This window comes from Streptomyces sp. NPDC058289 (assembly GCF_042880975.1).
GTDB classification, from domain to species: domain Bacteria; phylum Actinomycetota; class Actinomycetes; order Streptomycetales; family Streptomycetaceae; genus Streptomyces; species Streptomyces stoeckheimensis.
In genome coordinates this window covers 61,994-86,342 of sequence record NZ_JBHVYI010000019.1, presented here as the reverse complement: position 1 = coordinate 86,342, position 24,349 = coordinate 61,994, and the positions used below count along the sequence as shown (strand labels likewise).

The 24,349-nt window shown below is 72.6% G+C and carries 24 protein-coding genes; 9 read left to right on the top strand and 15 right to left on the bottom strand.

The annotated features are described in order from the left end of the window. Positions 1–106 precede the first annotated feature (106 nt). The 11 genes from ACFVX6_RS12735 to ACFVX6_RS12685 all read right to left on the bottom strand — a co-directional run bounded on the left by ACFVX6_RS12735 (position 107) and on the right by ACFVX6_RS12685 (position 11,755). On the bottom strand, positions 107–976 hold the full coding sequence (locus ACFVX6_RS12735) for an ester cyclase (protein ID WP_389690630.1): 870 nt from the start codon (positions 974–976) through the stop codon (positions 107–109). A 9-nt stretch (positions 977–985) separates the two neighbouring features. Further along, positions 986–2,095, bottom strand: coding sequence for a 3-oxoacyl-ACP synthase III family protein (locus ACFVX6_RS12730; protein ID WP_389690628.1), 1,110 nt, complete (start codon positions 2,093–2,095; stop codon positions 986–988). A 2-nt stretch (positions 2,096–2,097) separates the two neighbouring features. Continuing rightward, positions 2,098–4,461: a beta-ketoacyl synthase N-terminal-like domain-containing protein gene (locus tag ACFVX6_RS12725; RefSeq protein WP_389690626.1), complete on the bottom strand. Its 2,364-nt coding sequence runs from the start codon at positions 4,459–4,461 to the stop codon at positions 2,098–2,100. Between the two features lie 34 nt (positions 4,462–4,495). After that, complete coding sequence (locus tag ACFVX6_RS12720) at positions 4,496–5,785, bottom strand: beta-ketoacyl-[acyl-carrier-protein] synthase family protein (protein WP_389690624.1); 1,290 nt, start codon at positions 5,783–5,785, stop codon at positions 4,496–4,498. Further along, on the bottom strand, positions 5,782–6,231 hold the full coding sequence (locus ACFVX6_RS12715; RefSeq protein ID WP_389690622.1) for a 3-hydroxyacyl-ACP dehydratase FabZ family protein: 450 nt from the start codon (positions 6,229–6,231) through the stop codon (positions 5,782–5,784). Before ACFVX6_RS12715 ends, ACFVX6_RS12720 begins: the two co-directional genes overlap by 4 nt. After that, positions 6,228–7,505 (bottom strand): beta-ketoacyl-[acyl-carrier-protein] synthase family protein, encoded by a 1,278-nt coding sequence (locus ACFVX6_RS12710; protein ID WP_389690620.1) that lies wholly within the window; start codon positions 7,503–7,505, stop codon positions 6,228–6,230. Before ACFVX6_RS12710 ends, ACFVX6_RS12715 begins: the two co-directional genes overlap by 4 nt. Further along, positions 7,502–7,954 (bottom strand): 3-hydroxylacyl-ACP dehydratase, encoded by a 453-nt coding sequence (locus tag ACFVX6_RS12705; protein WP_266914469.1) that lies wholly within the window; start codon positions 7,952–7,954, stop codon positions 7,502–7,504. The genes ACFVX6_RS12710 and ACFVX6_RS12705 overlap by 4 nt, the downstream gene beginning before the upstream one ends. A 34-nt stretch (positions 7,955–7,988) precedes the next feature. After that, a complete protein-coding gene (locus ACFVX6_RS12700) occupies positions 7,989–8,756 on the bottom strand; it encodes an SDR family NAD(P)-dependent oxidoreductase (protein ID WP_389690618.1) in 768 nt (255 codons plus the stop codon). Between the two features lie 132 nt (positions 8,757–8,888). After that, the gene (locus tag ACFVX6_RS12695) at positions 8,889–9,311 is read right to left on the bottom strand and encodes an acyl carrier protein (RefSeq protein ID WP_389690616.1); all 423 of its coding nucleotides are present in this window, start codon (positions 9,309–9,311) and stop codon (positions 8,889–8,891) included. Between the two features lie 82 nt (positions 9,312–9,393). Then, positions 9,394–10,365 carry an ACP S-malonyltransferase gene (gene fabD / locus ACFVX6_RS12690; protein WP_389690614.1) on the bottom strand — a complete coding sequence of 324 codons (972 nt, stop codon included), beginning with the start codon at positions 10,363–10,365 and terminating at the stop codon, positions 9,394–9,396. 157 nt (positions 10,366–10,522) lie between these two features. Continuing rightward, a complete protein-coding gene (locus tag ACFVX6_RS12685) occupies positions 10,523–11,755 on the bottom strand; it encodes an FAD-dependent monooxygenase (protein ID WP_389690612.1) in 1,233 nt (410 codons plus the stop codon). A 196-nt stretch (positions 11,756–11,951) separates the two neighbouring features. Between ACFVX6_RS12685 and ACFVX6_RS12680 the strand changes: the two genes are divergently transcribed. Both ACFVX6_RS12680 and ACFVX6_RS12675 read left to right on the top strand, forming a co-directional pair. After that, positions 11,952–12,425 (top strand): DUF1772 domain-containing protein, encoded by a 474-nt coding sequence (locus ACFVX6_RS12680; protein WP_389690610.1) that lies wholly within the window; start codon positions 11,952–11,954, stop codon positions 12,423–12,425. Positions 12,426–12,690: 265 nt separating this feature from the next. Then, positions 12,691–13,434, top strand: a complete 744-nt coding sequence (locus tag ACFVX6_RS12675; RefSeq protein ID WP_389690608.1) for a class I SAM-dependent methyltransferase — start codon at positions 12,691–12,693, stop codon at positions 13,432–13,434. Positions 13,435–13,553: 119 nt separating this feature from the next. On the opposite strand, the gene ACFVX6_RS12670 is transcribed toward ACFVX6_RS12675, so the two are convergent. Together ACFVX6_RS12670 and ACFVX6_RS12665 are read right to left on the bottom strand one after the other, a co-directional pair. After that, positions 13,554–15,830, bottom strand: coding sequence for a DPP IV N-terminal domain-containing protein (locus tag ACFVX6_RS12670; RefSeq protein WP_389690606.1), 2,277 nt, complete (start codon positions 15,828–15,830; stop codon positions 13,554–13,556). A gap of 91 nt (positions 15,831–15,921) precedes the next feature. Then, positions 15,922–16,593 carry a DUF4097 family beta strand repeat-containing protein gene (locus ACFVX6_RS12665; protein WP_389690604.1) on the bottom strand — a complete coding sequence of 224 codons (672 nt, stop codon included), beginning with the start codon at positions 16,591–16,593 and terminating at the stop codon, positions 15,922–15,924. A 235-nt stretch (positions 16,594–16,828) separates the two neighbouring features. Between ACFVX6_RS12665 and ACFVX6_RS12660 the strand changes: the two genes are divergently transcribed. From ACFVX6_RS12660 to ACFVX6_RS12630, 7 genes are all read left to right on the top strand, one after another. Further along, positions 16,829–17,566, top strand: coding sequence for a helix-turn-helix domain-containing protein (locus ACFVX6_RS12660; protein ID WP_389690602.1), 738 nt, complete (start codon positions 16,829–16,831; stop codon positions 17,564–17,566). Positions 17,567–17,756: 190 nt separating this feature from the next. After that, positions 17,757–18,809 (top strand): FAD-dependent monooxygenase, encoded by a 1,053-nt coding sequence (locus tag ACFVX6_RS12655; protein ID WP_389690600.1) that lies wholly within the window; start codon positions 17,757–17,759, stop codon positions 18,807–18,809. Positions 18,810–19,075: 266 nt separating this feature from the next. After that, the gene (locus tag ACFVX6_RS12650; protein WP_389690598.1) at positions 19,076–19,444 is read left to right on the top strand and encodes an acyl carrier protein; all 369 of its coding nucleotides are present in this window, start codon (positions 19,076–19,078) and stop codon (positions 19,442–19,444) included. Beyond that, positions 19,441–20,253 (top strand): 4'-phosphopantetheinyl transferase family protein, encoded by an 813-nt coding sequence (locus ACFVX6_RS12645; RefSeq protein ID WP_389690596.1) that lies wholly within the window; start codon positions 19,441–19,443, stop codon positions 20,251–20,253. Before ACFVX6_RS12650 ends, ACFVX6_RS12645 begins: the two co-directional genes overlap by 4 nt. 36 nt (positions 20,254–20,289) lie before the next feature. Further along, entirely contained in the window at positions 20,290–21,870 is a 1,581-nt protein-coding gene (locus tag ACFVX6_RS12640; protein ID WP_389690594.1) for an acyl-CoA carboxylase subunit beta, read from the top strand. A gap of 13 nt (positions 21,871–21,883) precedes the next feature. After that, positions 21,884–22,135 carry an acyl-CoA carboxylase subunit epsilon gene (locus ACFVX6_RS12635; protein WP_389690592.1) on the top strand — a complete coding sequence of 84 codons (252 nt, stop codon included), beginning with the start codon at positions 21,884–21,886 and terminating at the stop codon, positions 22,133–22,135. 35 nt (positions 22,136–22,170) lie between these two features. Beyond that, entirely contained in the window at positions 22,171–22,653 is a 483-nt protein-coding gene (locus tag ACFVX6_RS12630) for a nuclear transport factor 2 family protein (protein WP_389690590.1), read from the top strand. Here the strand turns inward: ACFVX6_RS12630 and ACFVX6_RS12625 are convergent. Next, positions 22,599–23,369 (bottom strand): sensor histidine kinase, encoded by a 771-nt coding sequence (locus ACFVX6_RS12625; RefSeq protein WP_389690588.1) that lies wholly within the window; start codon positions 23,367–23,369, stop codon positions 22,599–22,601. The two genes, ACFVX6_RS12630 and ACFVX6_RS12625, sit on opposite strands and share 55 nt — an antisense overlap. Positions 23,370–23,374: 5 nt before the next feature. After that, on the bottom strand, positions 23,375–24,208 hold the full coding sequence (locus ACFVX6_RS12620; RefSeq protein ID WP_389690586.1) for a response regulator transcription factor: 834 nt from the start codon (positions 24,206–24,208) through the stop codon (positions 23,375–23,377). Between the last annotated feature and the right edge of the window lie 141 nt (positions 24,209–24,349).

The window sequence follows — 24,349 nt, the reverse complement described above, 5'->3', positions numbered from 1 at the left end:
GCCGGAGCCGCCCTCGAGGCTGGGCCAGGAGGGCGGCACGCCGTCGTGTTTCGGTGTATCCGTGCTTCCGTGCTTCCGTGCTTCCGTACTTCGGCCCCGGCGGACTTCAGGCCGCGGAGCTCAGTTCGCTCGTGACGGAGGACCAGGTGTGCTCCTGCTCCCCCGCGTTGCCCGCGGCGAAGGCCTCCCAGGGGTCGGCGCCGAGCGCCTCGGCCGCGGCCTCGCGCAGCCACACGTCGAAGGCGTCGCGGGACTGCCCCAGCCGCTTCGCGGCCCCCGCCGGGTCACGCGCCTCCAGCCGGTGCACCAGCACGTCCCGGTCGCCGAGCCGCTGGACGGCGAAGGACTCCTGGAGGATGCCGGCCCTGCGCCGGGAGGCCTCGTACTCCCTCAGACGCGGCCCGGAGAGCTCCGCCCGTACGTCCTCCCAGCGCGCGGCGCCGCCCTCGGGGAGGGGCAGGAGCACGGTGGCGGGCTCGACGCTGCGGCGCGCCGCCGCGCGGGCGGCGCCGCGCGAGGAGGGCGCCAGGCGGCGCATGCCGAGCACGGAGAGCATGTTGGACTCGACGCCGATGCCCCAGCGTTCGGCGATCAGGCCGTCGTCCAGCAGCCGCCAGACCACGACGCCCTGGAACTCGATGTAGCGCCCGGTGGGCGGCATGCCGAGGAACTCGCCCCGGTGCGTGCCGCGCCAGGTGTTGTGGATGACGACGTGATCGCCGTGGGCGCTCATGTCCTCGATGGTCACGTGCAGGTCGGGGAAGCCCTCGCGGAGTCCCGCGATGGTGTACTTGACGCCCTCCAGCCCCTCGGGCGCACCCGGCAGCGGCTGGTGGTCGATCATGTCCGGGCTGTAGATCTCCTCCACGATGGAGAAGTCGCCCCGGTTCACGAAGATGTCGAAGACCGCACGGATGGTCTTCTTGTTGCGCTCCTCCACGCTCACCGCGCTGCGCACCGTCTCTTGTATCGACACGTTCCGTCCTTAACTGGTGGGGAAGGGCGCTTCCCAGGTGAGGGTGAGTCCCGCGTACAGGTAGCGGCTGGCCTCGATCGCGAGCAGCAGCACGGTGTCCCCGGGCCGGATGCGGCCCTCGGTCCAGCCGGCGTCCAGCGCGAGGGGGACCGCGGCGGAGCCGGTGGCTCCCACGTCGGTGAGGTTCTCCACGATGATCTTGCTCAGGGTGGCCTGGTCGTCCTCGGACAGTCCGGCCGTGCCGTACTCGCTCGAGAAGTACTCGGCGTTGCCCTCCGGCAGCACGCACGCGTCGATGTCCGAGAGGGCGAGCCCCGAGCGGCGCAGCATGTCGTGGATGCCCTCCACGAAGACCTTGGGGCCGAACTGGGCGGTGCCGGGGATGTCGAGCTTGATGTCCATGAGCCGCTTGCGCTGCTGCTGTTCGTGCAGCGGGGCGTCGGTGCCGCCGCCGACGATCAGCATGCCGGGCTTGCGGGCGCCGCCCATGGACTGCGTGGCGAACACCTGGCGGCTGCCCTCGTGGGCCGAGCCCTCCTCGCCGCCGCGCAGCACCACGGCCCCGGCGCCGTCGCCGAAGGTGTAGACGGTGAGCCGGTCTCGCATCCGCACCTTGTGCGGGTCGACGCCGAGGAAGACCGGTGCGAGCAGCGGCGAGACCGACTCCGCGCCGATGACGAGCGCGGTGCGGTAGGTGCCGTCGGCCAGCAGGCGCCGGGCGATGTCGAAGGCCTGGACGGCGCCCACGCAGCCGGCGCGGACCTCGATGACCGCGCAGTTCTCCAGGCCGAGCTGCTCCTGGACGTAGGTGGCCGCGACCGGCAGGAGGTAGTCCGGGCTGGCGGTGGAGAGCACGATCAGGTCGACCTCGGCCGCCTCCACACCGGCCCGCTCCAGGGCCTGGCGGGCGGCGGCGGTGGCCATGTTGGAGGTGCTCGTACGGTGTTCGCCGGTGACCGGGTCCACCATCCAGTGGCGGCGCTTGACCTGGATGCCCTCCAGGACGTCGTCGGGCAGCGGCCCGCAGACCCGGGCCAGGGCGTCGTTGTCGAGGGGATCGCCCGGCAGGTGGGCGCCGGTGGCGAGGATCGATACGTGTCGGTCGGTGCTGGGTGACATGGTCAGTTCTCCGTAGCGGGACGCAGGACGAGGCTGATGTGGGTCCCCCCGAGCGAGGAGCTGTTGATGAGGACCGGCCCGCTGTCCAGGCCGTTGTCCCAGCCCGTCAGGGCGAGCACGGCCGCCAGCTGTGCGCCCGCGCCCGCCGGCTCGCCGAGCGTCCGCTTGGGGGTGTGGACGGGGACGGAGCCCGCCCCTTCGAGCCGGCCGGCGGCCAGCTTCTCGGGGCCGTCGGCGCGTTCCAGACCGGCCGCGTTGGCCCAGATCCCGGTCAGCTCGCCCGGCTGGACGCCCGCGTGGGCCAGGGCCCCGCGCATGGCCCGCTCCACGCCCTCGCCCTCGGCGTCCCAGCGGCCGATGCCCTGGGCGTCGCAGGTGGTGGTGTGCCCCGCGAACTCGGCCAACACCCGGGCCCCGCGGGCCAGGGCGCTCGACTCGCGCTCCAGAACCAGGGCGATGCCCCCTTCGGAGAGGGTGTAGCCCTCGTCCCCGAAGAGGGGCAGCCCGCGGTAGGCCTCCAGTACGCCCGGGGAGAGGTCCTCCACCGCCGGGCACAGCACCGCGTCCGCGCGGCCCTGGAGCAGCAGGTCGTAGGCGACGGTGAGGGCCGAGGCCCCGGCCGCGTGACCGGTCGTCACCGTCGAGGTGGGCCCCTTGGCGCCGACGTTCATGGCGACCTGGCCGGCGGCGGCGTTGAAGACGGTGTTGGGGAACACCGCCGGGCTGCCGTAGGAGGGGCAGATGTCGAGGACGGGCTGGAGGAAGTCCTCGATGCTGCGCATCGGGCCCAGCCCGGTGCCCAGGACGACGCCGACCCGATCGTCGGCGGTGAGGCCGGCGTGCTCCAGGGCGACTCGGCAGGAGGCCACGGCCAGCTGGCCGAGGCGGTCCATGCGGCGCCGCTCGACGGGTGTGGTGTGCGCCGCCGCGTCGAAGTCCGCGCGCGCGACGCGCAGTCCGTCCTCCTGCGCGCCCAGCGGGCTGCCCTCGCGCCAGGCCCGCCACAGCGCGTCGGCGCCCGTACCGGCCGCGGTGATCGCGGCGAACCCCGTGACCACCACCTTCTCTCCGGCGGGCGGGGCCTCGGCGGTGAACCGGCGGGCGTCCGGCCGGCCGAAGGCGACGCAGGCGTTGGCCCCGGCGAAGGCGAAGTTGTTCGAGAGCGCGGCGTCCATGGCCAGCGGCCGCCCGGCGTCGGGCACGGCGTCCAGGCCGCACTTGGGGTCCACGCCGGTGAAGTTGGCGGTCGGCGGGGCGATCTGCTCGACCAGTGCCTGGACGGTGACGATGGCCTCGACCGCCCCGGCGGCGCCCAGCAGGTGGCCGATCATGGACTTGGAGCTGCTGAGCGGGGTCTTCTCGGCGACCTCGCCCAGCGCGGCACGGACCGCGTTGCTCTCGGCGGAGTCGTTCTTGGGCGTGCCGGTGCCGTGGCCGTTGATGTAGCCGACGTCCTCCGGGGTGAGGCCGGAGGACCGCAGCGCACCGCGGATCGCGCGGGCCGCGCCCTCGCCCTTGGGGTGCGGGGCGGTGGCGTGGTAGCCGTCCGCGGAGAGCCCGTACCCCAGGACCTCGGCGAGGATCGGGGCGCCCGCGGCGCGGGCCACGGACTCCTCGACCAGGACGAGCATGCCCGCGCCCTCGCCCAGCGAGAGGCCGTCGCGGTCCTTGGAGTACGGGGCGGCCGGCTTGCTGGACAGCGACTGGAGGCTGGTGAATCCGGCCCACGCCGTCTCGGTGAAGGCGTCGCTGCCCCCGACGAGCATGGCGTCGGAGTGTCCCGAGCGGATCGATTCGACGGCGTGGGCGATGGCGTGGGCGCCCGAGGCGCACGCCGTGTTCACCGACAGCGACGGCCCCTTGAGGCCGAAGGCGCTGCTGAGCGCCTCGGCGATGGCCTGCGGGGGCACCAGCAGGTAGTGCCGGCCGTCGTCCTCGGGGGCGCCGCCGGCCCGGGCTCTGCGGGCGAGCTTCTCCGCGCTGCGCAGCCCGCCGTTGCAGGAGCCGAAGGAGACGCCCCAACGGTCGGCGGGCACGCCGCCGAGGTCCGCCTGTTCCAGCGCCTCCTGCGCCGCCGCCAGCGCGAAGTCGACGGCGGGCTCGCGCTCCCGTCCGCCGAAGGCGGCCAGGTAGTCGTAGGAGGGGGCGAGCTCGCTCTGGACCTCGCCGCCGATGTCGGTGCCGTAGCCCTCCATCGGCATGCCGCGCACCGGTCCGATGGCCGAGTATCCGGCCCGTACGCCCTCCCACAGCGCCGTGGCGGTGGCTCCCTGGGCGGTCACGGCGCCGACGCCGCAGACCACCACGGTCCGGGTCCGGCCCGTGCCGCCCGGCGCGGTGTCGTGCTCGTACACGTCGTCGGTCATGTCCGCTCTCCGTCCGGGGGTATGCGTGTGTCCGTCATGAGGTCCGCCCCATGGCGATGGCCACCGCCTGGCCTTCCAGACCGCGGGCGAGGGCCAGTGCGCTGTCGGGCCGCGTTTCGCGCGGGGTGAGCGGTACGTAGTCCAGGTCGCACTCGTCGGCGGGGTGGTGCAGGTTCTGGGTGGCGGGGACGACTCCGGAGTTCAGGGCGAGCGCGGTGACGGCCGCGTTCAGCGCCCCGGCTCCGCCGACCAGGTGGCCGGTCTGCGGTTTGATGCTGCTGATCTGCGCCGCCTTGGCGGCCGTACCGAGCGCATCGTGCAGGGCGAGGGTCTCGCTGGCGTCGCCCTGGACGGTCGCGCAGCCGTGTGCGGCGATGTAGCCGCCGTCGTGGAAGACGCCGCCCGCGTCGTCGAGCGCGCGGACGATCGCCCGGGACAGCCCGCGGGCCCTGGCCTGCGGGCTGGGTGGGCGTACGCAGTCGTTGCCCGCGCCGTAGCCGGTGACCTCGGCGTAGCAGTGGGCGCCCCGCGCCAGGGCGTGTTCGCGCTCCTCCAGGACGAGGAGGGCGGCGCCCTCGCCGAACACGGAGCCGCTGCGGTCGCGGTCGAAGGGCCGGAAGGCCTCCTGGCCGAGGTCGGTACGGGTGGACAGGACGCCGAGGCCGTCCATCTTGGACATGGCCCACCAGCCGGTGGCGTCGTCGTACCCGCCCGCGAGCACGATGTCGGCCTCACCTCGGCGAACGGTGCGCATGCCGCGGCCGATCGCCATGGCGCCGGCGTCGGCGGTGCCCGCGAAGTAGGCGTTGGCGCCGCGGATGCCGTACTTCTCGGAGATGTGGAAGCCGGCCGCGGGCTGCAGCCCCTCGACGAAGAACAGCGGGGCGATCACCGAGGAGGCCGTCTGGCCCAGCTTGTAGAGGTCGGGGGTGCCGTCCTCGGCGCGGACGGCCTGGAGCTGGGCGATCAGCTCGTCCATGCGGGGCATTTCCTTGTTGCTGCCGAGGAACAGCCCGGCGCGCTGGCCGAGGTCGCTCTCGCCGTCCAGGCCGGCGTCGCGCAGCGCCAGGGTGGCGCCGGCCAGGGCCAGTTGGTCCCCGCGGCACAGCATGCGCAGGGTGCGCCGGTTCGCCCACTGCGTGGGGTCGAAGTCGGGGATCTCCGCACCGATCCCGGTGCGCAGCGGTGCCGGGTCGTAGGCGCGCAGCGGGCCGATCCCGCTGCGGCCCTCGAGGAGGTTCTCCCAGGTGGGTGCGGCGCCCTGGCCGATCGCGGTCATCAGACCGATGCCGGTCACCATCACGCGCCGCCTGTCGTCGCTCATGCTGTGCCCTCCCTGGGCTTCTCGGCGCTCACCAGGGTGAGGAGGCGAGCGGCGGCAACCACACGGCCCTCGACCCGGGCGGTGGTCCGTACATCGGTCGTCTGCTGCGTGCGCCCCGTCACCTCGACGGTGACTTCGACCTGGTCGCCGGGGGCCACGAAGTGCTTCCAGCGGACGCCCCGTACGGAGGCGAGCCGCCATCCGGCCGGGTCTCCGCCCGCGGCGGCCTTCGCCAGGTCGGCCATGCTCTCCAGGAGCAGCACGCCGGGCAGGATGGGGTGACGGGGGAAGTGGTGGTCGAAGACGGGCAGGGTGGCGGGGATGTTGCGGACGGCGACCGCCCGTTCGCCCGGGACGAGCTCCACGAGCCGGTCGAAGCCGTGGGGGACCTCGGCGGCCGGGGTGGCCGCCTCCGTCGGGGTGCTCACCCGCGTCGCGGTGCTCACGCCTCCTCCTGGGGGGCGCCTATGACGATGCTGGTGTTGCTGCCGCCGAACGCGAAGGCGTTGATGAGGACCGCCGATACCGGCATGGAACGCGCGGTGTTCGGCACGTAGTCCAGGTCGAGCCCTCGGTCGGGCCGGTCGAGGTTGAGGGTGGGCGGCACCAGGGAGTGCTGCATCGCGTTGACGGCCGCGAGGACGCCGAGTCCGAGGCTGGCCGAGGTCAGGTGTCCGGCCATGGACTTGGGAGCGCTGACCACCAGCCGCTGCGCGTCGGCGCCGAACACCTTCTTGATGGCGGTCGTCTCCGACTGGTCGTTGCCGTGCGTGCTGGTGCCGTGCGCCACGACGTAGTCGATGCCGGCGTTGCCCAGGCCGGATTCGGCGATGGCGCCCTCCATGGCCTGGATGGCTCCGGAGCCGTCCGGCGGGGAGTCGGTGATGCGGTAGGCGTTGAGGGTGGAGCTGTAGCCGAGGACCTCGGCGAGGATGGTGGCGCCGCGTTCGCGGGCCGTGTCCATGTCCTCCAGGATGACTGCGACGGCGCCCTCGCCGACGACGAAGCCGCTGCGGTCCGCGTCGAAGGGGCGCGAGGCGTGCTCGGGATCGTCGTTGTACTGGTCCGTCAGGGCCCCGAGCAGGCTGAAGCCGAGCAGGTCGAGCCAGGTCGTCAGCGAGTCGTAGCCGCCGGCGATCATCAGCTTCGCGTCGCCCTCCTGGATGGCGCGGTACGCCTCCCCGATGGCGTGCCCGGATCCGGCGCAGGCGGTGCTGATGCCCAGCATCGGACCGGTGCCGCCGACCATCCGGGCCATGGCGGCCAGGGGGACGTTCTGGTCGTCGGTCAGGGTGAGGGCGGGGGGCTGGCAGATGAAGGCGTCCGCCTGCCCGGTGGTGGCCCGCAGGTGCCCGATGTCGAGCAGTGCCTGGAGCTCGGGACGGCCGACGCTGGCCCCCATGGCGACGCCGCGCTCGTCGGCGGCGTACACGTCCTCGGAGAGTTCGTCGATCCCGGCGGAGCGCACCGCCTCCCAGGCTGCCGCGACGCCGAACTGGCCGACGCGGGAGAGGTGCTTGCGCCCGACCTTCGCCGGGATGGCGGCCGCCGCGTCGAAGTCCTTGACCTGTGCGGCGATGCGCACCGGGAAGCCGGAGGCGTCGAAGGTGGTCAGCGGACCCACTCCGCTGCGTCCGGTGGCCAGGCCTTCCCAGGTGCTGTCCGCATCGTTCCCGAGAGGGGTGACCGCCCCGACTCCGGTGATGGCTACGCGCTTCATCCGACCGGTCCTCCGCCCTGCAGCTGTCGCGCCATGCGCGCCGTGTTCGCCGGGTCGTCGAGACGCTCGGCGTCGATGAGCGCGCACATGATGCCGCTCGCTTCCAGGACGGTCTCGCCGTCCACCGTGACGGTGCCGTCCAGGATCGCGGCGTCGTCGTTCATCGATTCGATCCTGGCCTCCATGCGGAGCACCTCACCGGGCACCACCGGACGGTGGGCGGTGGCCTCGCCGACCGCGAGCAGCGCCGCGCGCAGCTTGTGGTCGGTGCTGAGCATGATCAGCCAGGTGGCCGACTGGCACAGGGCCTCCAGCGCGAGGCCGAAGGGCAGTGCCGGGCCGTTCGCCGTGGCCTGCCAGTAGTCCTCGTCGACGGTGGTGACCTTGCGGGCGGTGATCCGCTCGCGGGGGGTCCAGGTCTCGATCCGGTCGATCAGATGGAATCGCATGGTCGTCTCTTCTTCTTCCGTTCCCTCCGGTCCGTTACGGGCGGCCGATGCCGAGCTGGGCGGAGAATCCGCCGTCCACGGTGAGCAGTTCGCCGGTGGTGTAGCCGGAGTCCGGGCCGGCCAGGAACACGGCGGCCGCGGCGACCTGCTCGACGGTGGCGAAGCGGCGCAGGGGGATCTGGCGCTTGATGCTCTTGCCCCCGTCGCGCTGGAGCACCTCGCCCACCAGTTCGGTCGGGGTGAAGCCGGCGAGGACCGCGTTGACCCGTACGCCGAACCGCGCGAGTTCGATCGCGGCGGAGCGGGTGAAGGAGTTCAGGGCGCCCTTGGAGGCGGAGTAGTTGGACTGTCCGATCCAGCCGCGCTCGCCCATGGCGGAGGAGATGTTGACGACGGTGGCGTCGCCCTGGGCCATGAAGTGCTCCATGACGGCGTGCGTGCAGTGGTACGCCCCGCCGAAGTTGACCTTCATGACGTTCAGCCAGGCGTCCGGCGCGGAATCGTAGATCAGGCCGTCGTCGCTGGTGCCCGCGTTGTTGACCAGCACGTTCAGGGAGCCCAGCTGACGGATGGCCTCGGCGACCAGTTCCGCGGCCTGGGCGGGGTCGGAGACGTCGGCTCCGATCGCCACGGCCCGGCCGCCCGCCGCCTCGATCTCCTTGACGACCGCCAGGGCGTCTTCCCGGCGTGAGCGGTAGTTGACTGCGACAGCCGCCCCCTGTTCGGCCAGAGCCAGGGCGATGGCCCGGCCGATGCCCCGCGAGGCACCGGTGACCAGGGCGGTGCGGTCCTTCAGCTTCATCTGTCTCTTCCCGTTTCTGCTACGAGGTGGGCGTCCTGGCTGCTGCGGCCGACGGGCGCCATACGGGCCCCGGCGCCACCCGGCACCCGCCCGGCCCCGCGGTCCGGAGCCGGGCGGATGCGGGACGGCATGTCAGGCTGCGGCGGCCGCGTGGGCGCGCTCGGTCAGCAGATCGGTGAGGTTCTGGACGGTGAACAGGCCGAGGACCCCTTCGGCGGTCAGCGGCTCCGCGAGCTGGTTGCGGTCGAACTGCGGCAGGACCTTCTCCAGGTGGCTCAGGCCGGTGTCGTTGACGACCTCGTTCTCGTCGCCGAACTCCTCGTCCGGGATGCCGCCCTGGAGCAGGTTGGCGATGTCGGCCACGGTGATCTTCACCTTGGTGGCGCGCTCCAGCCGGAAGAGGATGTCGAGCAGGTCGATGGACTCGGCACCCAGCGCCCCGAGGAGGGTCGCGTCGGGAACGGCCTCGGCCTCGTCGATGCCGAGGGCGTCGGCTATGGCGGCCTGGACCGCGGGGAGGTAGTCGGTCGACAGGGTGGTCAGGGTTTCGGGCACCGTTTGCTGCCTTTCAAGTGGATTCTTGCGAAGGGACGGAGGAAGAGTGAGGAGGAGCGGCCGGAGGGACGGGCGTACGCAGCTAGGCGGCGGCCGCGCTGACGACGGACTCCGGGCGCAGGTCGCGCAGCAGGGTGTTGATGCGGCGCTCGTCGTTGGTGCTGCGTACCAGGGCGCCGGGCACGCAGCGGTTGGCGAAGCCGCTCAGGACGCGGCCGGGGCCGACCTCCAGGTAGCCGCCCACGCCGTGCACCGAGGCGGCTGCCAGTACGTCGACCCAGCGCACGGGGCCGGCGAGCTGACGCCGGAGCAGGTCGCGGGCGTGTGCCCCGTCCCGCACCGCGGCGCCGGTCACCGAGCTGATGACGAGCAGCCGGGGCGGGGAGAACGCGGTGCGCTCCAGTTCGGCCGTGAACTCGTCCTCGACCGCGCTCATCAGCGAACAGTGGAAGGGTGCGGAGACCTTCAGCGGCACGGCCCGCTCGGCGCCCGCCTCCAGGGCGAGCCGGCTCACCTCGGCGACCGCCTCGCTCTGACCGGAGACGACCGTCTGGCCCGCCTCGTTGTAGTTGGCGACCTCCACCACGCCGAGCGGTGCGGCGGCCGCGCAGAGCTGCTCGATCCGCTCGGGAGCCAGCCCCATGATCGCGGTCATGGCCCCGGAAACCCGGCGCGAGACACCGGCCATCAGCTCCCCGCGGCGGCGTACGAGACGCAGTGCGTCGCCCGCTTCGAGGACGCCGGCGGCGATCAGGGCCGTGTACTCGCCCAGGCTGTGCCCGGCGACCGCGCCGGGCCGGAAGCCCGTCTCCTCGCGCAGTACCTCGTACACCGCGAGGCTGGTGGCGACGATGGCCGGCTGGGCGATCTCGGTCGGCGCGAGGTCCGCCTCCGGGGCCGTGGTGCACAGTTCCGTCAGGGGGAGTCCCGTGGCCTCCTCCGCCCGGGCCAGGACGCGTCCGACCGTGCGGGGGTGTTCGCGGAGGAGGTGTCCGGCCATGCCCGCGCGCTGCGAGCCCTGACCGGGAAACATCGTGAAGAGATTGTCGATCATCCCCGTTCCTACCTCACTGAGTTGTGGGTGACAGGTCGTCGAGCCATCGGTCCGTTGAGCCACTTGGTCCGTTGAGCCAAAGCGCCGTCGGCGACCGGTCCTCGACCCCGTGAAATCTGGCATCACGTTCTGGCGCATTCCTCGAATGCGCCTCGATTCACTCGGCGGCGGCGCCTGGCGCGGCGGCCGGCTGCGTGACGGCCCGGCCGGGGGCCTTGGCCCAGCGGGTGCCGTAGGCGACCTGGCCCTTCTCGGCCGCGCCGAAGGCCTTGGTGTTCCAGTTCTTGCGCATGAAGGCCTCCCGCGCCTTGATCAGCAGCGGGTTCTCGACCGAGCCCATCTGGCCAATGCGCCAGGCGATGCGCTGCAGGGGCGCCGTGCGCTCGCGGCGCTCGGTCTCGTAGCCGCGCAGGGCCGAGACCGGGTCGCTTCCCGCCTTCTCCAGGTGCTCGGCCAGGACCAGGGCGTCTTCCAGGGCCTGGCAGGCGCCCTGGCCGATGTTGAAGGTGATGGGGTGGGCGGCGTCTCCGAGCAGGGTGACGCGGCCCTTGCCCCAGTGGCGTTCGGGCTTGCGGCCCTCGACGTCGCCGCGCAGGATCCACTCCTCGGGGGTGGCGCGCAGGATGTCCGCGACGGGGCCGCCCCAGCCCTCGTGGCGGCGCAGCAGCATGTCCCGTACGCCGGGCTCGTCGCGCCCGCCGGGCGCTCCGTTGGCCACGCTCATCCAGTGCACCAGGCCGGGTGCGACGTCGTAGTAGGTGAAGCGGGTGCCCGGCCCGAACATCGCGTTGAAGGTGCCCGCCGGGATGTCGGCGTGCTCCATCGGGGCCCGGCCGCGCCAGGCGATGTAGCCGCTGAAACGGTTCTTGGCGGGGCCGAACATGGCGTCGCGCACGGCTCCGTGGATGCCGTCGGCGCCGATCAGCAGGTCGCCGCGCTCGCTGCCGCCGTCGGCGAAGCGGACCGTGACGCCCTCGGCGTCCTGGTCGAAGCCGATCACCTGGGCGCCCGTGCGCACCACGGGGCCCTGGAGGGCGTCGCGCAGGATGCCGTGCAGCACGGAGCGTTCGACGGCGATGGTGGGTTGTCCGTACCGGGTGACGAAGTCGCCCACCGGCCAGGCGCCGAGCACCTCGCCGCGCCAGGTGCTGAAGTGCGCCGTCTGCTGGGCCGGGGCGATCTCCAGGACCTTCTCGGCCAGGCCGAGGTAGTCCAGCGCGAGCACGCCGTTGGTCCAGATGTGCAGTCCCGCGCCGCCGTCGCGCAGCTCCTCGGCGCGCTCGAAGACGACGACCTCGAAGCCCTTGCGCTGGAGTGCGAGGGCTGCGGCGAGACCGCCGATCCCTCCGCCGGCGATGAGTACGCGACGGGGACGTCGTCCTATGGCCATTTCGAGCTCTCCTCAAGGCTGTCCGGGCGGCCGGGCCGCTCCCATCGGGTACGAGATCCCTGACGGACTCCGGTAGTTGTCAACGCTAGCATTACGAGCGCCGATGTTGATAGTGTCGGCAGGACATCTAGCATCGCTATATCCCCCGTGGCACGACGGCCACGCGGCAACCGGCAGAACGACAGAGGTGGTTGTGATGGAAGCGCTCCTGCTCACGCTGGCCGTGGTGGCCACCATGGCCAACGCGGTGGTCTACGGCACCGACGTGTTCTCGGCACTCGTCCAGCGGCCCGCCATGGCCCACGTCGACGACGCGGCCCTGACCAGCGCCATGGGCCAGATCCACCGCTTCGGCGACCGCAGGATGCCCGTACCGGGCGTCTTCGGCCTGGTGGCCACGGTCGGCACCGCCGCCGTGGCCGGCTTCGAGGGCAAGACCACCCCGTCCGTGGCCTCGGGCGTGGCCGCCCTGGCGCTGGTGGTGTGGCTGGCCATCTACAACAAGGTGAGCGCGCCCGTGAACAAGGAGCTGACCGGAGCCGCACTGGACTGCCGCGTCGCACCCGACGCCCGCGGGCTGCAGCGCACCTGGGACAGCGTCATCAACGTCCGGGTCCTGCTGCAGGCGGTGGCGCTCGGCGGGATGTGCGTCGCGCTCGCGGCCTCCTGAGCCGGCAGCTCGCAGCCGCCCGAGCCTTCGAAGGGGACCCACCGGCCGGTGGGTCCCCTTCGGCGTGCGCCCCCGCCGCCGGGTGGCGGCTGTGCGGGAGGCCGGGACGGATGGCCGGGACGGGTGGCCGGTTTTCGTGGTTTTCGCCAAGGCTGATGGCCTGTCGGTTTGGGAGAGACTGCCGGTCAGAGGGCTTGATCCGCCGCGTTCACGGGCGGGGGCAGGCCCTCTTGCACGGTGAAAAACCAACGGGGAGGACGGCACGATGAGTGCACAGGAGCAGTACGACGAGATCGGTGAGGCCTACGAGGGGTTCAAGGCCCTTCCGCTGGAGCAGTGGGCGATCGTGCCCGGATTCCTGGCCCTGGTCGGGGACGTGACGGGCAAGTCGGTGCTCGACCTGGCTTCGGGCACCGGCTTCTACAGCCGGGAGCTCAAGCGGCGCGGCGCGGCCGACGTGCTCGGGATCGACATCTCCGGCGAGATGGTCGCCGTGGCGCAGGCGATCGAGGAGCGCGACGCCCTGGGCGTGCGCTACGAGGTGGGCGACGCGGCCGAGCTGCGGTCCTTCGAGGAGCCCTTCGACATCGGGCTGGCCGTCCAGCTGCTCAACTACGCCTCGGACATCGCCACCACGGAGCGGATGTGCCGCAACATCCACCGGAGCCTGAAGCCGGGCGCCGAGCTCTTCCTGATCAACCAGTCGCCCGACTACCGCTTCGACGGGCCGACCCCGGAGAAGTACGGCTTCCGCACCGAGCTCACCGGTGAAGAGGTCGAGACCGGGTTCAAGGTGCGGACCACGGCGCTGCTCGACCCGCCGGTCTCGTTCGTCGCGAACTTCCCGCGCCGCGAGGTGTACGAGACCTCCCTGAAGGCGGCCGGATTCAGCGAGCTCACCTGGATCCCGGTGACGGTGTCGGAGGCCGGCGTGCAGGAGTTCGGTGCGGAGCACTGGGCGAACCTCGCCGACAACCCCCCGCTGGAGATGCTGCGCTGCCGCGCCTGACGGCGTACATCCTGACGGCGGACGGCTTGACGCCGCGTCCGATGCGATGACGGCCCGGCCCCGGGGGTTTCCCGGGGTCGGGCCGTCGGTGGTTCACCCGGTCCCCCGGTCTCCCCGGCTCAGGCGAACAGGTCCGCCAGGAGCTCGGGGCCCAGGGGGATCGGGGCCGGGCGGTAGGCCGGAGGCCGGGTGTCCTGGAGCTCGCGGACCAGGAAGTCCCAGCAGCGCTTGCGGACGTAGGCCAGGTGGTCGATGAAGGTGTGGTCGGCGCCGGGGACGACGAGCAGTTCGAAGTCCTTGTCGGCGGCGACGAGGCGGTCGGCGAGCCGGAGGGTGTGGGCCGGGTGGACCTGGTCGTCCATCTCTCCGTGGACGAGCAGCAGTTTGCCCGCGAGCCGGTCCGCGAGGTGCAGGTTGGAGGTGCGGGCCCAGGCCTCGGGGTTGTCCGCGCCGTCGTAGGACTCCACGAAGCCGAGGTTGAAGCAGCGGGCGTCGTGCGAGCCGGACAGGGCCACCCCCGCCGTGAACACCCCGGGGTGGTCCAGCATCGCGCGGGCCGCGGCGAATCCGCCTCCGGAATGGCCGAACGCGCCCACCCGGTCCAGGTCCATCCACGGCCGGGTGGCGGCCAGTTGGCGCAGCGCCGCGACGTGGTCGTCCAGGCAGCCGGCGTCGGACAGCCGGCCCTGGGAGGCGTCGTGGAAGGCCTTTCCGCGGCCGGGGGTGCCCCGTCCGTCCACGGCCATCACCACGAATCCGAGCGCCGCGAGGGGCTCGGCGTCCAGGCCCAGGCCGCCGGGGTCGAAGCCCGGGGCGACGCGGTTGACCTGCGGTCCGGGGTAGAGGCTGTCGATCACGGGGTAGCGCCGGGCGGGGTCGAAGTCCCGCGGCCGGTAGAGGACCCCGTAGATGTCGGTCTCGCCGTCGGCCGCCTTGACGCAGAACCGCTCCGGCGCGGTCCAGCCGGTCTCGGTGAGCTTGCCGGTGTCGGCACGCTCCAACTCGGCCAGGACCCGGCCGGTCCAGTCGCGGACCCGGGTGACGGGCGGGGTGTCGACGGTGGACGCGGAGTCGATGAAGTAGTCCTGGGCGGGGGACGTGGTGACGGTGTGGTCCTGGTCGTCCGGGGTGATCCGGGTGAAGGCCGAGCCGTCCAGGGACGCGCTGCACACCGTGCGCCGGTACGGATCCTCCTCCACCAGGCCCGAGGCGGTGAAGTAGACCGTCCGCGCCGCCTCGTCCACGCGCAGGATCTGCCGCACCTCCCACGGGCCGGAGGTGACCTGCCCGAGCAGGGCTCCGGTGTGCAGGTCGTAGCGGTACAGGTGACCGCGGCCGTCGCGCTGCGAGTACCAGAGCACCTCGTCGGCCAGGACCCGGACGATCGGCGGCTCGAACGCCCACGGGTTGGGCTCCACCCGGGTGGGCCCGGTCTCGCCGAGCACCGTGGTGACCTCGCCGGTGGCCGGGTCGAGCCGGTGCAGGGTGAGGGTGCGCAGGTCGCGGGGGCGGTCCAGGTAGTGGACCGCGGAGCCGTCCGGGGCCCACCAGGCCCACTGGGCCGTGATCGGGGACAGCTGCGGCATGAGCAGCGGCTCGGCCTGCGCGCGGACCACGGCGCCCTCGGCGAGGTCCAGTACGACCAACTCGGCGCGCGGCACGTGCGCGTCGCCGGGGTGGGCGTAGCGCTGGGTGCGGGTGAGGGGCGGGCCGCCGTCGGCGGGGGCGGCCTGTACGAGGTGGGTGAGGCGGACCTCGCGCTCGTCGGTGCGGTGCGCCAGCACCTTCGTCGAGTCGGGCGACCAGGCCACGGCGGGCGGCAGGTGCGGGAGGCCGATCTTTCCGAGCAGGGTGGCGTTGGCCGTGCAGTCCGGGCCGGCGCCGTAGGCGTGGCCGGGTGCGCCGTCGGTGGTCAGGGCCCAGGTACGGCCGTCGGACAGCGAGCGCGCCCACAGGTCGTGCCCCTGCCGGAACACGGCGAACTTCCCGTCGGGCGAGGGGACCTCCAGCGGGCTGCCCGGCGGGGTGGACTCGGCCCGCTCGCAGGTGTAGCCGTCCAGGTCGCAGCGCCAGTGCTCGCCGAAGGCATCGAACTCCACGGCGCTGCCCGCCGGTTCGATCACCGCGAACGGCAGCGCCTCGGGGTCGGCCGACTGCCCGGAGGCGGCGGCCAGGGCGGCGGCGAGCCGGGGGTGGTCGAAGGCCGGCTCACGGGTGCCCGCCGCCGGGTCGACCAGGACGAACCGCCGGCCGGCGCCCGTGTGCACCGCGTACCAGAACCGGGCGCCGGCGTCGGTCCACTGCGGCCTGACCTTGTCGCCGGTGACGAGCTCGCCGGGGCGGGCGGGGCGGTGCAGGAGCCGCTCCGCGGCCCGGTACTGCTCGGTGGTGCTCATTGCTCTGCTCCTTCGACGGTGCGGGTGCGGGTGCGGTGCCGGTTCGGGCGGGTGGTGCTGCGGTGCGGTGCTGCGGCTCAGAGGCTGCGGCTCAGAGGCTGCGGGCGGTGATGTCGCCGTACGAGGTGGTCGCGTGGATCTCCAGCCGGTCGGCGGCGCCCCCGGTGTTCTGCAGCGCGTTGTGGATCCGGCCGTAGGAGGTGCCGGCGTCCAGGGAGGCGGCGGCTCCGGCGGCGGCGCCGACCGAGACGTCGCCGGACTCGGTGCGCAGCACGACCGTGCCGCGCACGGCCTCGGCGATGCTGATGTCGCCCTTCAGGGTGCTGATCTCCGCGGGACCGCCCAGGCGGCCGACCGCGATGTCGCCGGCCTGGACGGTGAGGCGGGCGCTCGCGGCCTCGTCGAGCTTGACCGAGGCCTGCGCGCCCTCGAAGGCGACGTCGCCGAGCCGTCCGACGCCCCGGAACTCGGCGGCGGCCGCCTTGGCCTCGATGCGGGAGCCGGCGGGGAGTTGGACGGTGACCTCGATGGACCCGGCGGCGCCGAGGATCCGGTTCTTCGCCTCGGGGACCTCGATGCGCAGGACGCCGTCGGCGTAGGCGATCGTCGTCTGCTCCGCGGTCTTGACGTCGCGGCCCTTCGAGGCGTCCGCGGGCAGGACCTCGACGGTGGTGTCGGCCCGGTCGGCGGCGATGAGGCGGATACGGCCGGCGGGGATGTCGAGGACGGCGGCGATCGGGGCGGTGGTGGCGAACTTCTGCATGGTTCTCTCCTGTGCGCTGCGGTGGTGCCGTTTGTTTCTGACAACGGAAAAGCTACGTTGCATTCCAATACCTGGCAACACACTCGTTGCATACTTCCCAGATAACAGCAGGTCAACTGCCCACTATCGTTGCAATGGCCTTGAATTCAATGCAACGCGAGACCTCTGCACGTTGCAATGAACTGGGAGTGAACGCTATGCTGGGGGCATCGCGGACCTACAGAGGGAGATCACGGTGCCGGGAGGCAGACTCACGCAGCAGGAGCGCCAGCAGATCGCGCTGGGGCTGGCAGACGGGCTCGCCTACGCGGAGATCGCGCGGCGTGTGGACCGGCCGACCTCGACGGTCACCCGCGAGGTGATGCGCAACGGCGGTCCCGCCTCCTACCGCTCCGACCTGGCCCACCGCGCCACCGAACGCCGTGCCCACCGGAGCAGGCAGGCCGCGCCCCGGGGGCCGCAGGCGTCCCCGCAGGCCGACGGGCGCGATGCCGAGGCCGTGCGCGCGTACGAGGAGACGTTCGCCGGCATCTTCATGCAGTCGGGCCTGTCCAAGATGACGGCGCGGGTCCTGGCCGCGCTCTACACCACCGACGCGGGCAGCCTCACCGCGTCCGAACTCGTCCGGCGCCTCCAGGTCAGCCCGGCCTCCGTCTCCAAGGCCATCTCCTTCCTCGAAAACCAGTCCCTCGTCCGCCGGGAGCCGGACGAGGGCCGCCGCGAGCGCTACGTCGTCGACGACGACGTCTGGTACCAGGGGATGATCGCCAGCGCCCGCGCCCACACCCTGCTCGTGGAGACGGCCCGGCAGGGCGTCGGCGTCCTCGGTCCGGGCACGCCGGCCGCCACCCGCCTCGAAAACATCGCCCGCTTCGTCGACTTCGTGAGCGAAGGCATAACTCGCGCCGCGGAGCAGGCCCGCGAGGTCCTCCACACGAAGCCCGCGCCGCAGTCCCCACAGGACTCCGTCTGAGGGCAGACGGGGCCCCTTTGCCTCTCTCCTGAACTTCACGTGCGTCGTTGCTGACATAGGCCGACGACGTCTGCAGAACTCTGGCCAGGCTCTGAAAACGCGGTGTGTTGAACGCGCGCCCCGGCCCGAAGAAGCTGTGAAGCACGATCCGGTCAGCTGTCCGCCGAGATCGAGACCAAGGAGAGTGCGCATGTCCCAGCACGGCTCGGGCGAAGACCGGCTGGACACCGATGTCGTCGTCGTGGGCGCGGGGCCCGTCGGGCTGATGCTCGCCGGTGAACTGCGCCTCGGCGGCGCCGCGGTGACCGTACTGGATCGCGGGCAGGCCCCGGCGCCACGGCCGCGGGCCTCCGCCCTGCACACCCGCACCATGGAGATCCTCGACGGCCGGGGCCTGCTCGACCCCCCGGGAACCCCGCCCCGCGAGATGCGGGGGCACGTCGGCCGGTGGGCGGCCTCCTCGGGCGCCGACGTGCGGCGCCGCTTGGAACTGCGCGGGCTCACCGTCACCGAGGAGCACGTGGAGGCGGAGGCGGTCGGACCCGAGGGCGCCGTACGCCTGCGCGGCCGCTACCTCGTCGGATGCGACGGCGGGCACAGCACCGTACGGCGCCTGACGGGGGCACGGTTCCCCGGCCGGGTGCTGTTCGCGGGCGACGCCGCCCACCGGCGGGTGCCGGCCGGCGGGAGGGCGCTCGACCTCGGCCTGCAGGACGCGGTCAACCTCGGCTGGAAGCTGGCGGCGGCCGTACGGGGCTGGGCGCCGCCCGGCCTGCTCGACAGCTACGACACCGAGCGGCGCGAGGCCGGCCGCCGGGTGCTGGCCACCATCAGGGCCCAGCCGCACCTGCTGCCCGGTGGCGGGCCCGGTACGGATCCTCCGCGCACTCTGCTGGGTGCCCGGATCCCGCACACCCGGCTGGTCACGCCCTGGGGACCCGTCATGACGACGACGGCCATGCTGCGCCCGGGCCGCGGGCTCCTGCTGGACCTCGTCGGCAACCCGGCCCTGCGCTGCGCGGCCCGCCCCTGGGCGGACCGGGTCGCCTTCGTCACCGCCCGGCCCGAGCCGGGCGCCCCGCCGGGCCCCCTGCACGGTACCGACGCGGTCCTCGTACGGCCGGACGGCCACATCGTGTGGACCGCACCGGACGGGTCCTGGACCGGCCTGCCGCGGGCCCTGCTGCGATGGTTCGGCGTCGCCGGGCAGGGACCGCAAGCCCTAACCGGAATCGACGACTGAGCCCGGCGAAACGAGGCCAGAGCTCTGCCCAAGGGCCGTCAAGTGGGGCGCGACCCGCCCTCCGGAACACGTCGGGACGCTCTGGGAAGGGTGAGGCCACAGCCGTGCTGCACCGCTGGATCGGCGCTCCGGCGCTCCGGTGCGGTACCCGGACCGATGATCCGGCCGGCACCGGCGAGACCGGGCGACCCCCACAACCAGGAGGCGACCGGGCCCCTTTCCATCCCCAAAACACCGTCCACCCTTCACAGAAGGCGGCACAAACCATGACACTACAGAACACAAGCACCTGGCTCGAACGGTTGCCCGATCTGCCCGCCCTGCGCGCTGCGGACACCGGGGCGCGCATACGGATCATCGAGCAGTACATCTGCCAGGAGCTCACGGAGACCCTCGACATCCCGCCGGCCTACCGGATCAACGTCCGTCGGCCGCTGCGCAGCCAGGGCGTGGATTCGATCATGGCCATCCAGCTCAAGCGGAAGCTGGAGACGGCGCTCGGCGTCACGGTGAAGGCAGCGGACCTGCTGCGCGACGACAGCGTGGCCGAGGTCGCCGCGCTGCTGTGCGCGCTGATGCCGGACCGCCGGGAGGCCCAGGCCCAGTTCGCCGCGACGGCCGGCGTGGGCCGATGAGTAAGGCCTCCGGGACGGCCCGGATCACCGCACCGGACCAGGACATGCACCTGTGGGTGTGCCATCCGGACCTGACGGAGGAGAACCAGGACGGCCTGGTCACGGACGAGCTCGACGCCAAGGAGCACAAACGGGCCGCCGCGTTCATCAGGCCGAACGACCGGCTGACCTACCTGTCGGCCCACATCGCGCTGCGGCGGCTGCTCTCCGCGTACACCGGCATCGCGCCGGGCCTGCTGAAGTTCGGCCGCGACGCCTGCCCCTGCTGCGACCGTCCTCACGGCCGGCCCGTGCTCCTCGACTCGCCGATCCCGCTGCACTTCTCCCTGTCGCACAGTCACGGGGTGGTCCTCATCGGGATCGCCACCTCGACCGTGGGCATCGACGTACAGCGGGTGCCGTCGCTGGAGACGACCGACCTGTGCTCGCCCGATCTGCACCCGGTGGAGCAGAAGGAGCTGGCCGCCATAGAGAAGGCGACGGACCGGCAACTGGCCTTCGGCCGGCTCTGGACGCGCAAGGAGGCCTACTTCAAGGGCCTGGGCACCGGGCTCGGACGCGAGCTGTCCGCCGACTACCTGGGCACGGACGAGAGCGAGGACGCGCCTGAGCGTCCCGAGGGCTGGATCGTCCAGAACCTGCCGAGCTGCCCCGCCCACGTGGCGGCGTCGGCCCTGCTCACCGACGGACCGCACGAGATCACCGCCCGCTTCGTGACGATGGAGATGCTGACCGCCGCCGACGCCCTGGAGCTGATCGCCGCGGAGCCGCCGATGTGCTCCGACTACGAACCGTCTGCCGACCGGTAGACGCAATGAACCAGACAACGGGGAGGAAGCAGCGCCGTGGTGACGACACAGCAGGCCGATAGGGTCGGCGCACCGCCCGACCGGCTCGGTGAACTGGCCCGCATCAAGGAAGAGACCCGCGAGGGCTCCAATCCGGCGGCCACCGAACGCCAGCACGCCAAGGGCAAGCTGACCGCGCGGGAGCGGATCGACCTCCTCCTCGACAAGGGGAGCTTCTCGGAGGTCGAGGGTCTTCGGAGGCACCGGGCGACCGGCTTCGGCCTGGAGGACAAGCGCCCCTACACCGATGGCGTGGTCACCGGCTGGGGCGAGGTCGACGGCCGCACCGTGTTCGTGTACGCCCACGACTTCCGGATCTTCGGAGGGGCGCTCGGCGAGGCCCATGCGCAGAAGATCCACAAGGTCATGGACATGGCCCTGGCCGCGGGGGCCCCGCTGGTCTCGCTGAACGACGGGGCGGGCGCGCGCATCCAGGAGGGCGTCTCCGCGCTCGCCGGGTACGGCGGCATCTTCCAGCGCAACACCAAGGCCTCGGGCGTGATCCCGCAGATCAGCGTGATGCTCGGGCCGTGCGCCGGCGGCGCCGCGTACTCGCCTGCGCTCACCGACTTCGTCTTCGCCGTCCGCGACATCTCGCAGATGTTCATCACGGGTCCGGACGTGGTGCAGGCGGTCACCGGGGAGGAGGTCACGCAGAACGGCCTGGGCGGCGCCGACGTACACGCCGGGGTCTCGGGCGTGGCCCACTTCGTGTACGACGACGAGGAGACCTGCCTCGCCGAGGTGCGCTACCTGCTCTCCCTGCTCCCCTCCAACAACCGCGAGCTGCCGCCGGACGTGCACAGCGAGGACAGCGAGGACCGGCACTGCGACGCGCTGCTCGACAAGGTTCCGGCCGACGGGAACCGCTCGTACGACATCCGCGAGGTGATCGCGGAGATCACCGACGACGGCGACTACATGGAGGTCCACGCCGGTTGGGCGCCGAACCTGGTCGTGGCGCTGGCCCGGCTCGGCGGCCAGGTGGTGGGGATCGTCGCGAACCAGCCCGCGGCCATGGCCGGGGTCCTCGACATCAAGGCGAGCGAGAAGGGCGCGCGGTTCGTGCAGTTCTGCGACGCCTTCAACATCCCGCTGGTCACCCTCGTCGACGTGCCGGGGTTCCTGCCGGGCGTCGACCAGGAGCACCAGGGCATCATCCGGCGCGGCGCGAAGCTGCTGTACGCGTACTGCAACGCGACGGTGCCGCGGATCTCCGTGGTCCTGCGCAAGGCGTACGGCGGTGCGTACATCGTGATGGACTCCCGCTCGATCGGGGTGGACATCGCGCTGGCCTGGCCGACCAACGAGATAGCCGTGATGGGGGCCGAGGGCGCCGCCAACGTGGTCTTCCGGCGGGAGATCGCCGCCGCCGACGATCCCGAGGCGATGCGCCGGCAGAAGATCGAGGAGTACAAGACCGAGCTGGTGCACCCCTATTACGCGGCCGAGCGCGGTCTCGTCGACGACGTGATCGACCCGCGCGAAACCCGCTCGGCACTGATCCGCTGCCTGTCGATGCTGCGTACCAAGGACGCCGCGCTGCCCCGCCGCAAGCACGGCAACCCGCCCCAGTGAGGAGGACCCGGAGATGACCGAGGTACACGACGCGGTACGCGAGAAGCACCAACCGTTCCTGGTGCGGGTGGAGAAGGGCAGCGCGAGCCCGGAGGAGGTCGCCGCGCTCACGGCCGTCCTGCTGGCCAGGGCCGCGGAACCGGATCCCGGCGCGGACCACGGCCCCCTGCGGCGGCCGGCGGCCCGCTGGCGCCGCCCCGAGCGGGGCGGCGGCTTCGACGGACCCCGTACGTGGCAGGCCCGCACGCACGAGCCGAACGCCTGACGCCCCCGAGACCTGACTCCGAGAAGGGACAGAGCATGTCTTCGACCAACGACGATCTCGTGGCGCACCTCTCCGGCCAACTGCGGGAGCTCACCGACCGCAGCGAGATCTCCCGGCTGTGCGACCGCTACGTGAGCCACATGGACCGGGACCGGGACAGCGACGCGTGGCTCGGCTCGGTCTTCACCGAGGACGTCGTCCTCAGCTTCCCCTTCGGCGAGTACAAGGGCATCGAGGGGCTCGTCGCCTTCCAGGAGATGGGCCGTTCGAGCTTCGCCCAGAGCCATCACGTCAGTGCGAACCACGACATCGACCTCGACGGCGACCGGGCCCGGGTCCGGGCCCACACGCTGGCCGTGCACGTCAAGCGGCGCGAGGACCCGGGGACGCACTTCGACGTCGGCGGCCACTACGAGGCCCTGGTGGTGCGCACCCCGGAGGGCTGGCGCATCCAACGGTTCTCCTACGAGGTCGTGTGGAGCAACGGCGAGGCCCCCGCGGTGGGGGCCGGAGCCTGAGGCGGGCCGGTCGGCGCGGGGGTGTCCGCGGGCAGGACGGCCCTCGCGCGCAGGCCGGAAAGGCCTGTGCGCAGACCGAGTTCGAGGCGGCCTCCCGAGGCGCCGAGCAGGGCGGCGGCGATCGTCAGTCCGAGGCCGCTGCCCCGGCCGCCGCGGCCCGCGCGGCCGCGCCAGAAGGGTTCGCAGGCGTGGGCGATCTCCTCGAGCGACATCCCCGGGCCCTCGTCGCAGACGTCCACGGCCACCTCGCCGGGGGCCTCGCGGCCCACCGACACCCGTACGGTCCCGCCCCGCGGGGAGACCTTGAGGGCGTTGTCCAGCAGGACGTCGAGGGTCTGCTCCAGCGTGCCGGGCTGCTGGACGAGGGACGCCCGCTCTCCGATGATCTCCAGGTGCGTGCCGCCGGCCCGCGCCGCGGCGGACCAAGCCTCCACGCGCAGGCCGGCGACGGCCAGGGCGTCCGCGGTCTCGGCCCGGGCCACGGCGTGCTCGACCGCGCCCCAGGCCAGTACCTGTTCCAGGACCTCGGAGAGCCGCGCCACTTCGCTCAGGATGGCCGCCACCTCCCGGCCCGGGGCGGGATCGGCCGCGTCGAGGTAGCGGTCCTGGAGGAGTTCGAGGCGCAGTCGTACGGAGGACAGCGGGCCGCGCATCTGGTGGGCGGCGGCCACCACGACCGTGGGCGGCTCCGGCTCCCACGCGGGGGGCGCGTTCACGGCGTTCACGACGCCTGCGGCTGCGGCTGCGGCTGCGGCTGCGGCTGCGGGACGGTCAGGCGGTAGCCGACGCCCCGGGCCGCCTCGATCCAGTCGTTGCTGCCGAGCTTGCTGCGCAGGGAGCCCACGTGGACGTCCAGCGTGCGGGTGGAGCCGAACCAGTTCTCGTCCCAGACCCGCGCCATGATGTCTTGGCGTTCCATGACCGTGCCGGGTTCCTCCAGCAGCATGGCCAACAGCTCGAATTCCTTGCGGGTGATGCGTACTTCCGTGCCGTCCAGGTACACCTTGCGGGCACGCCGGTCCAGGCTGAGCGGGCCCGCCCGCAGGATGCCGCCGGCCCGGTCGGCCCCGGCTCCGTGCTCGTCCGCGCGTTCTCCTTCGTCTGTCTGTGCGGGTGCGGGTGCGGGATCGTGGTCGTGTACGGGACCGGGCCCGGGCACCGGTCTGTGCGCGGCGGCGGCGCCGTCGTGCCAGGGGCAGTCGCCGGAGCGCCGGAAGACGGCCTGGATGCGCGCCATCAGTTCGTAGCGGCCGAAGGGCTTGGCCACGAAGTCGTCGGCGCCCATGTGCAGGGCCATCACGCGGTCGAGTTCGTCGGCCCGGCCGCTCAGCGCGATGACGGGGACGCAGGAGCGCTCCCGGATCTGCCGGCAGACCTCGTGACCGGCCAGGTCGGGCAGGCCGAGGTCGAGCAGGACCAGGGCGGCGTCGTCCAGCTGCTCCAGGGCCGCCGCCCCGGTGCCGGCGATGCACGTGGCATAGCCGTGCACGGTCAGCGCCTGCTCCAGAGCCTCGGCGATTCCGTCGTCGTCCTCGACGATCAGTACGTTCCTCATCGGTGCCTCCCGGTCCGGTCCGCTGCCCGCGAGTGGACCCCACTTCGGGACAGTACCGCCGCCGGAAGGCCTCGGACGGGGCGCGAGAGCGGGCCGAGAGCGGGGCGCTAGCGGGCCTCCACCTGGGCTGACGCCCACCGG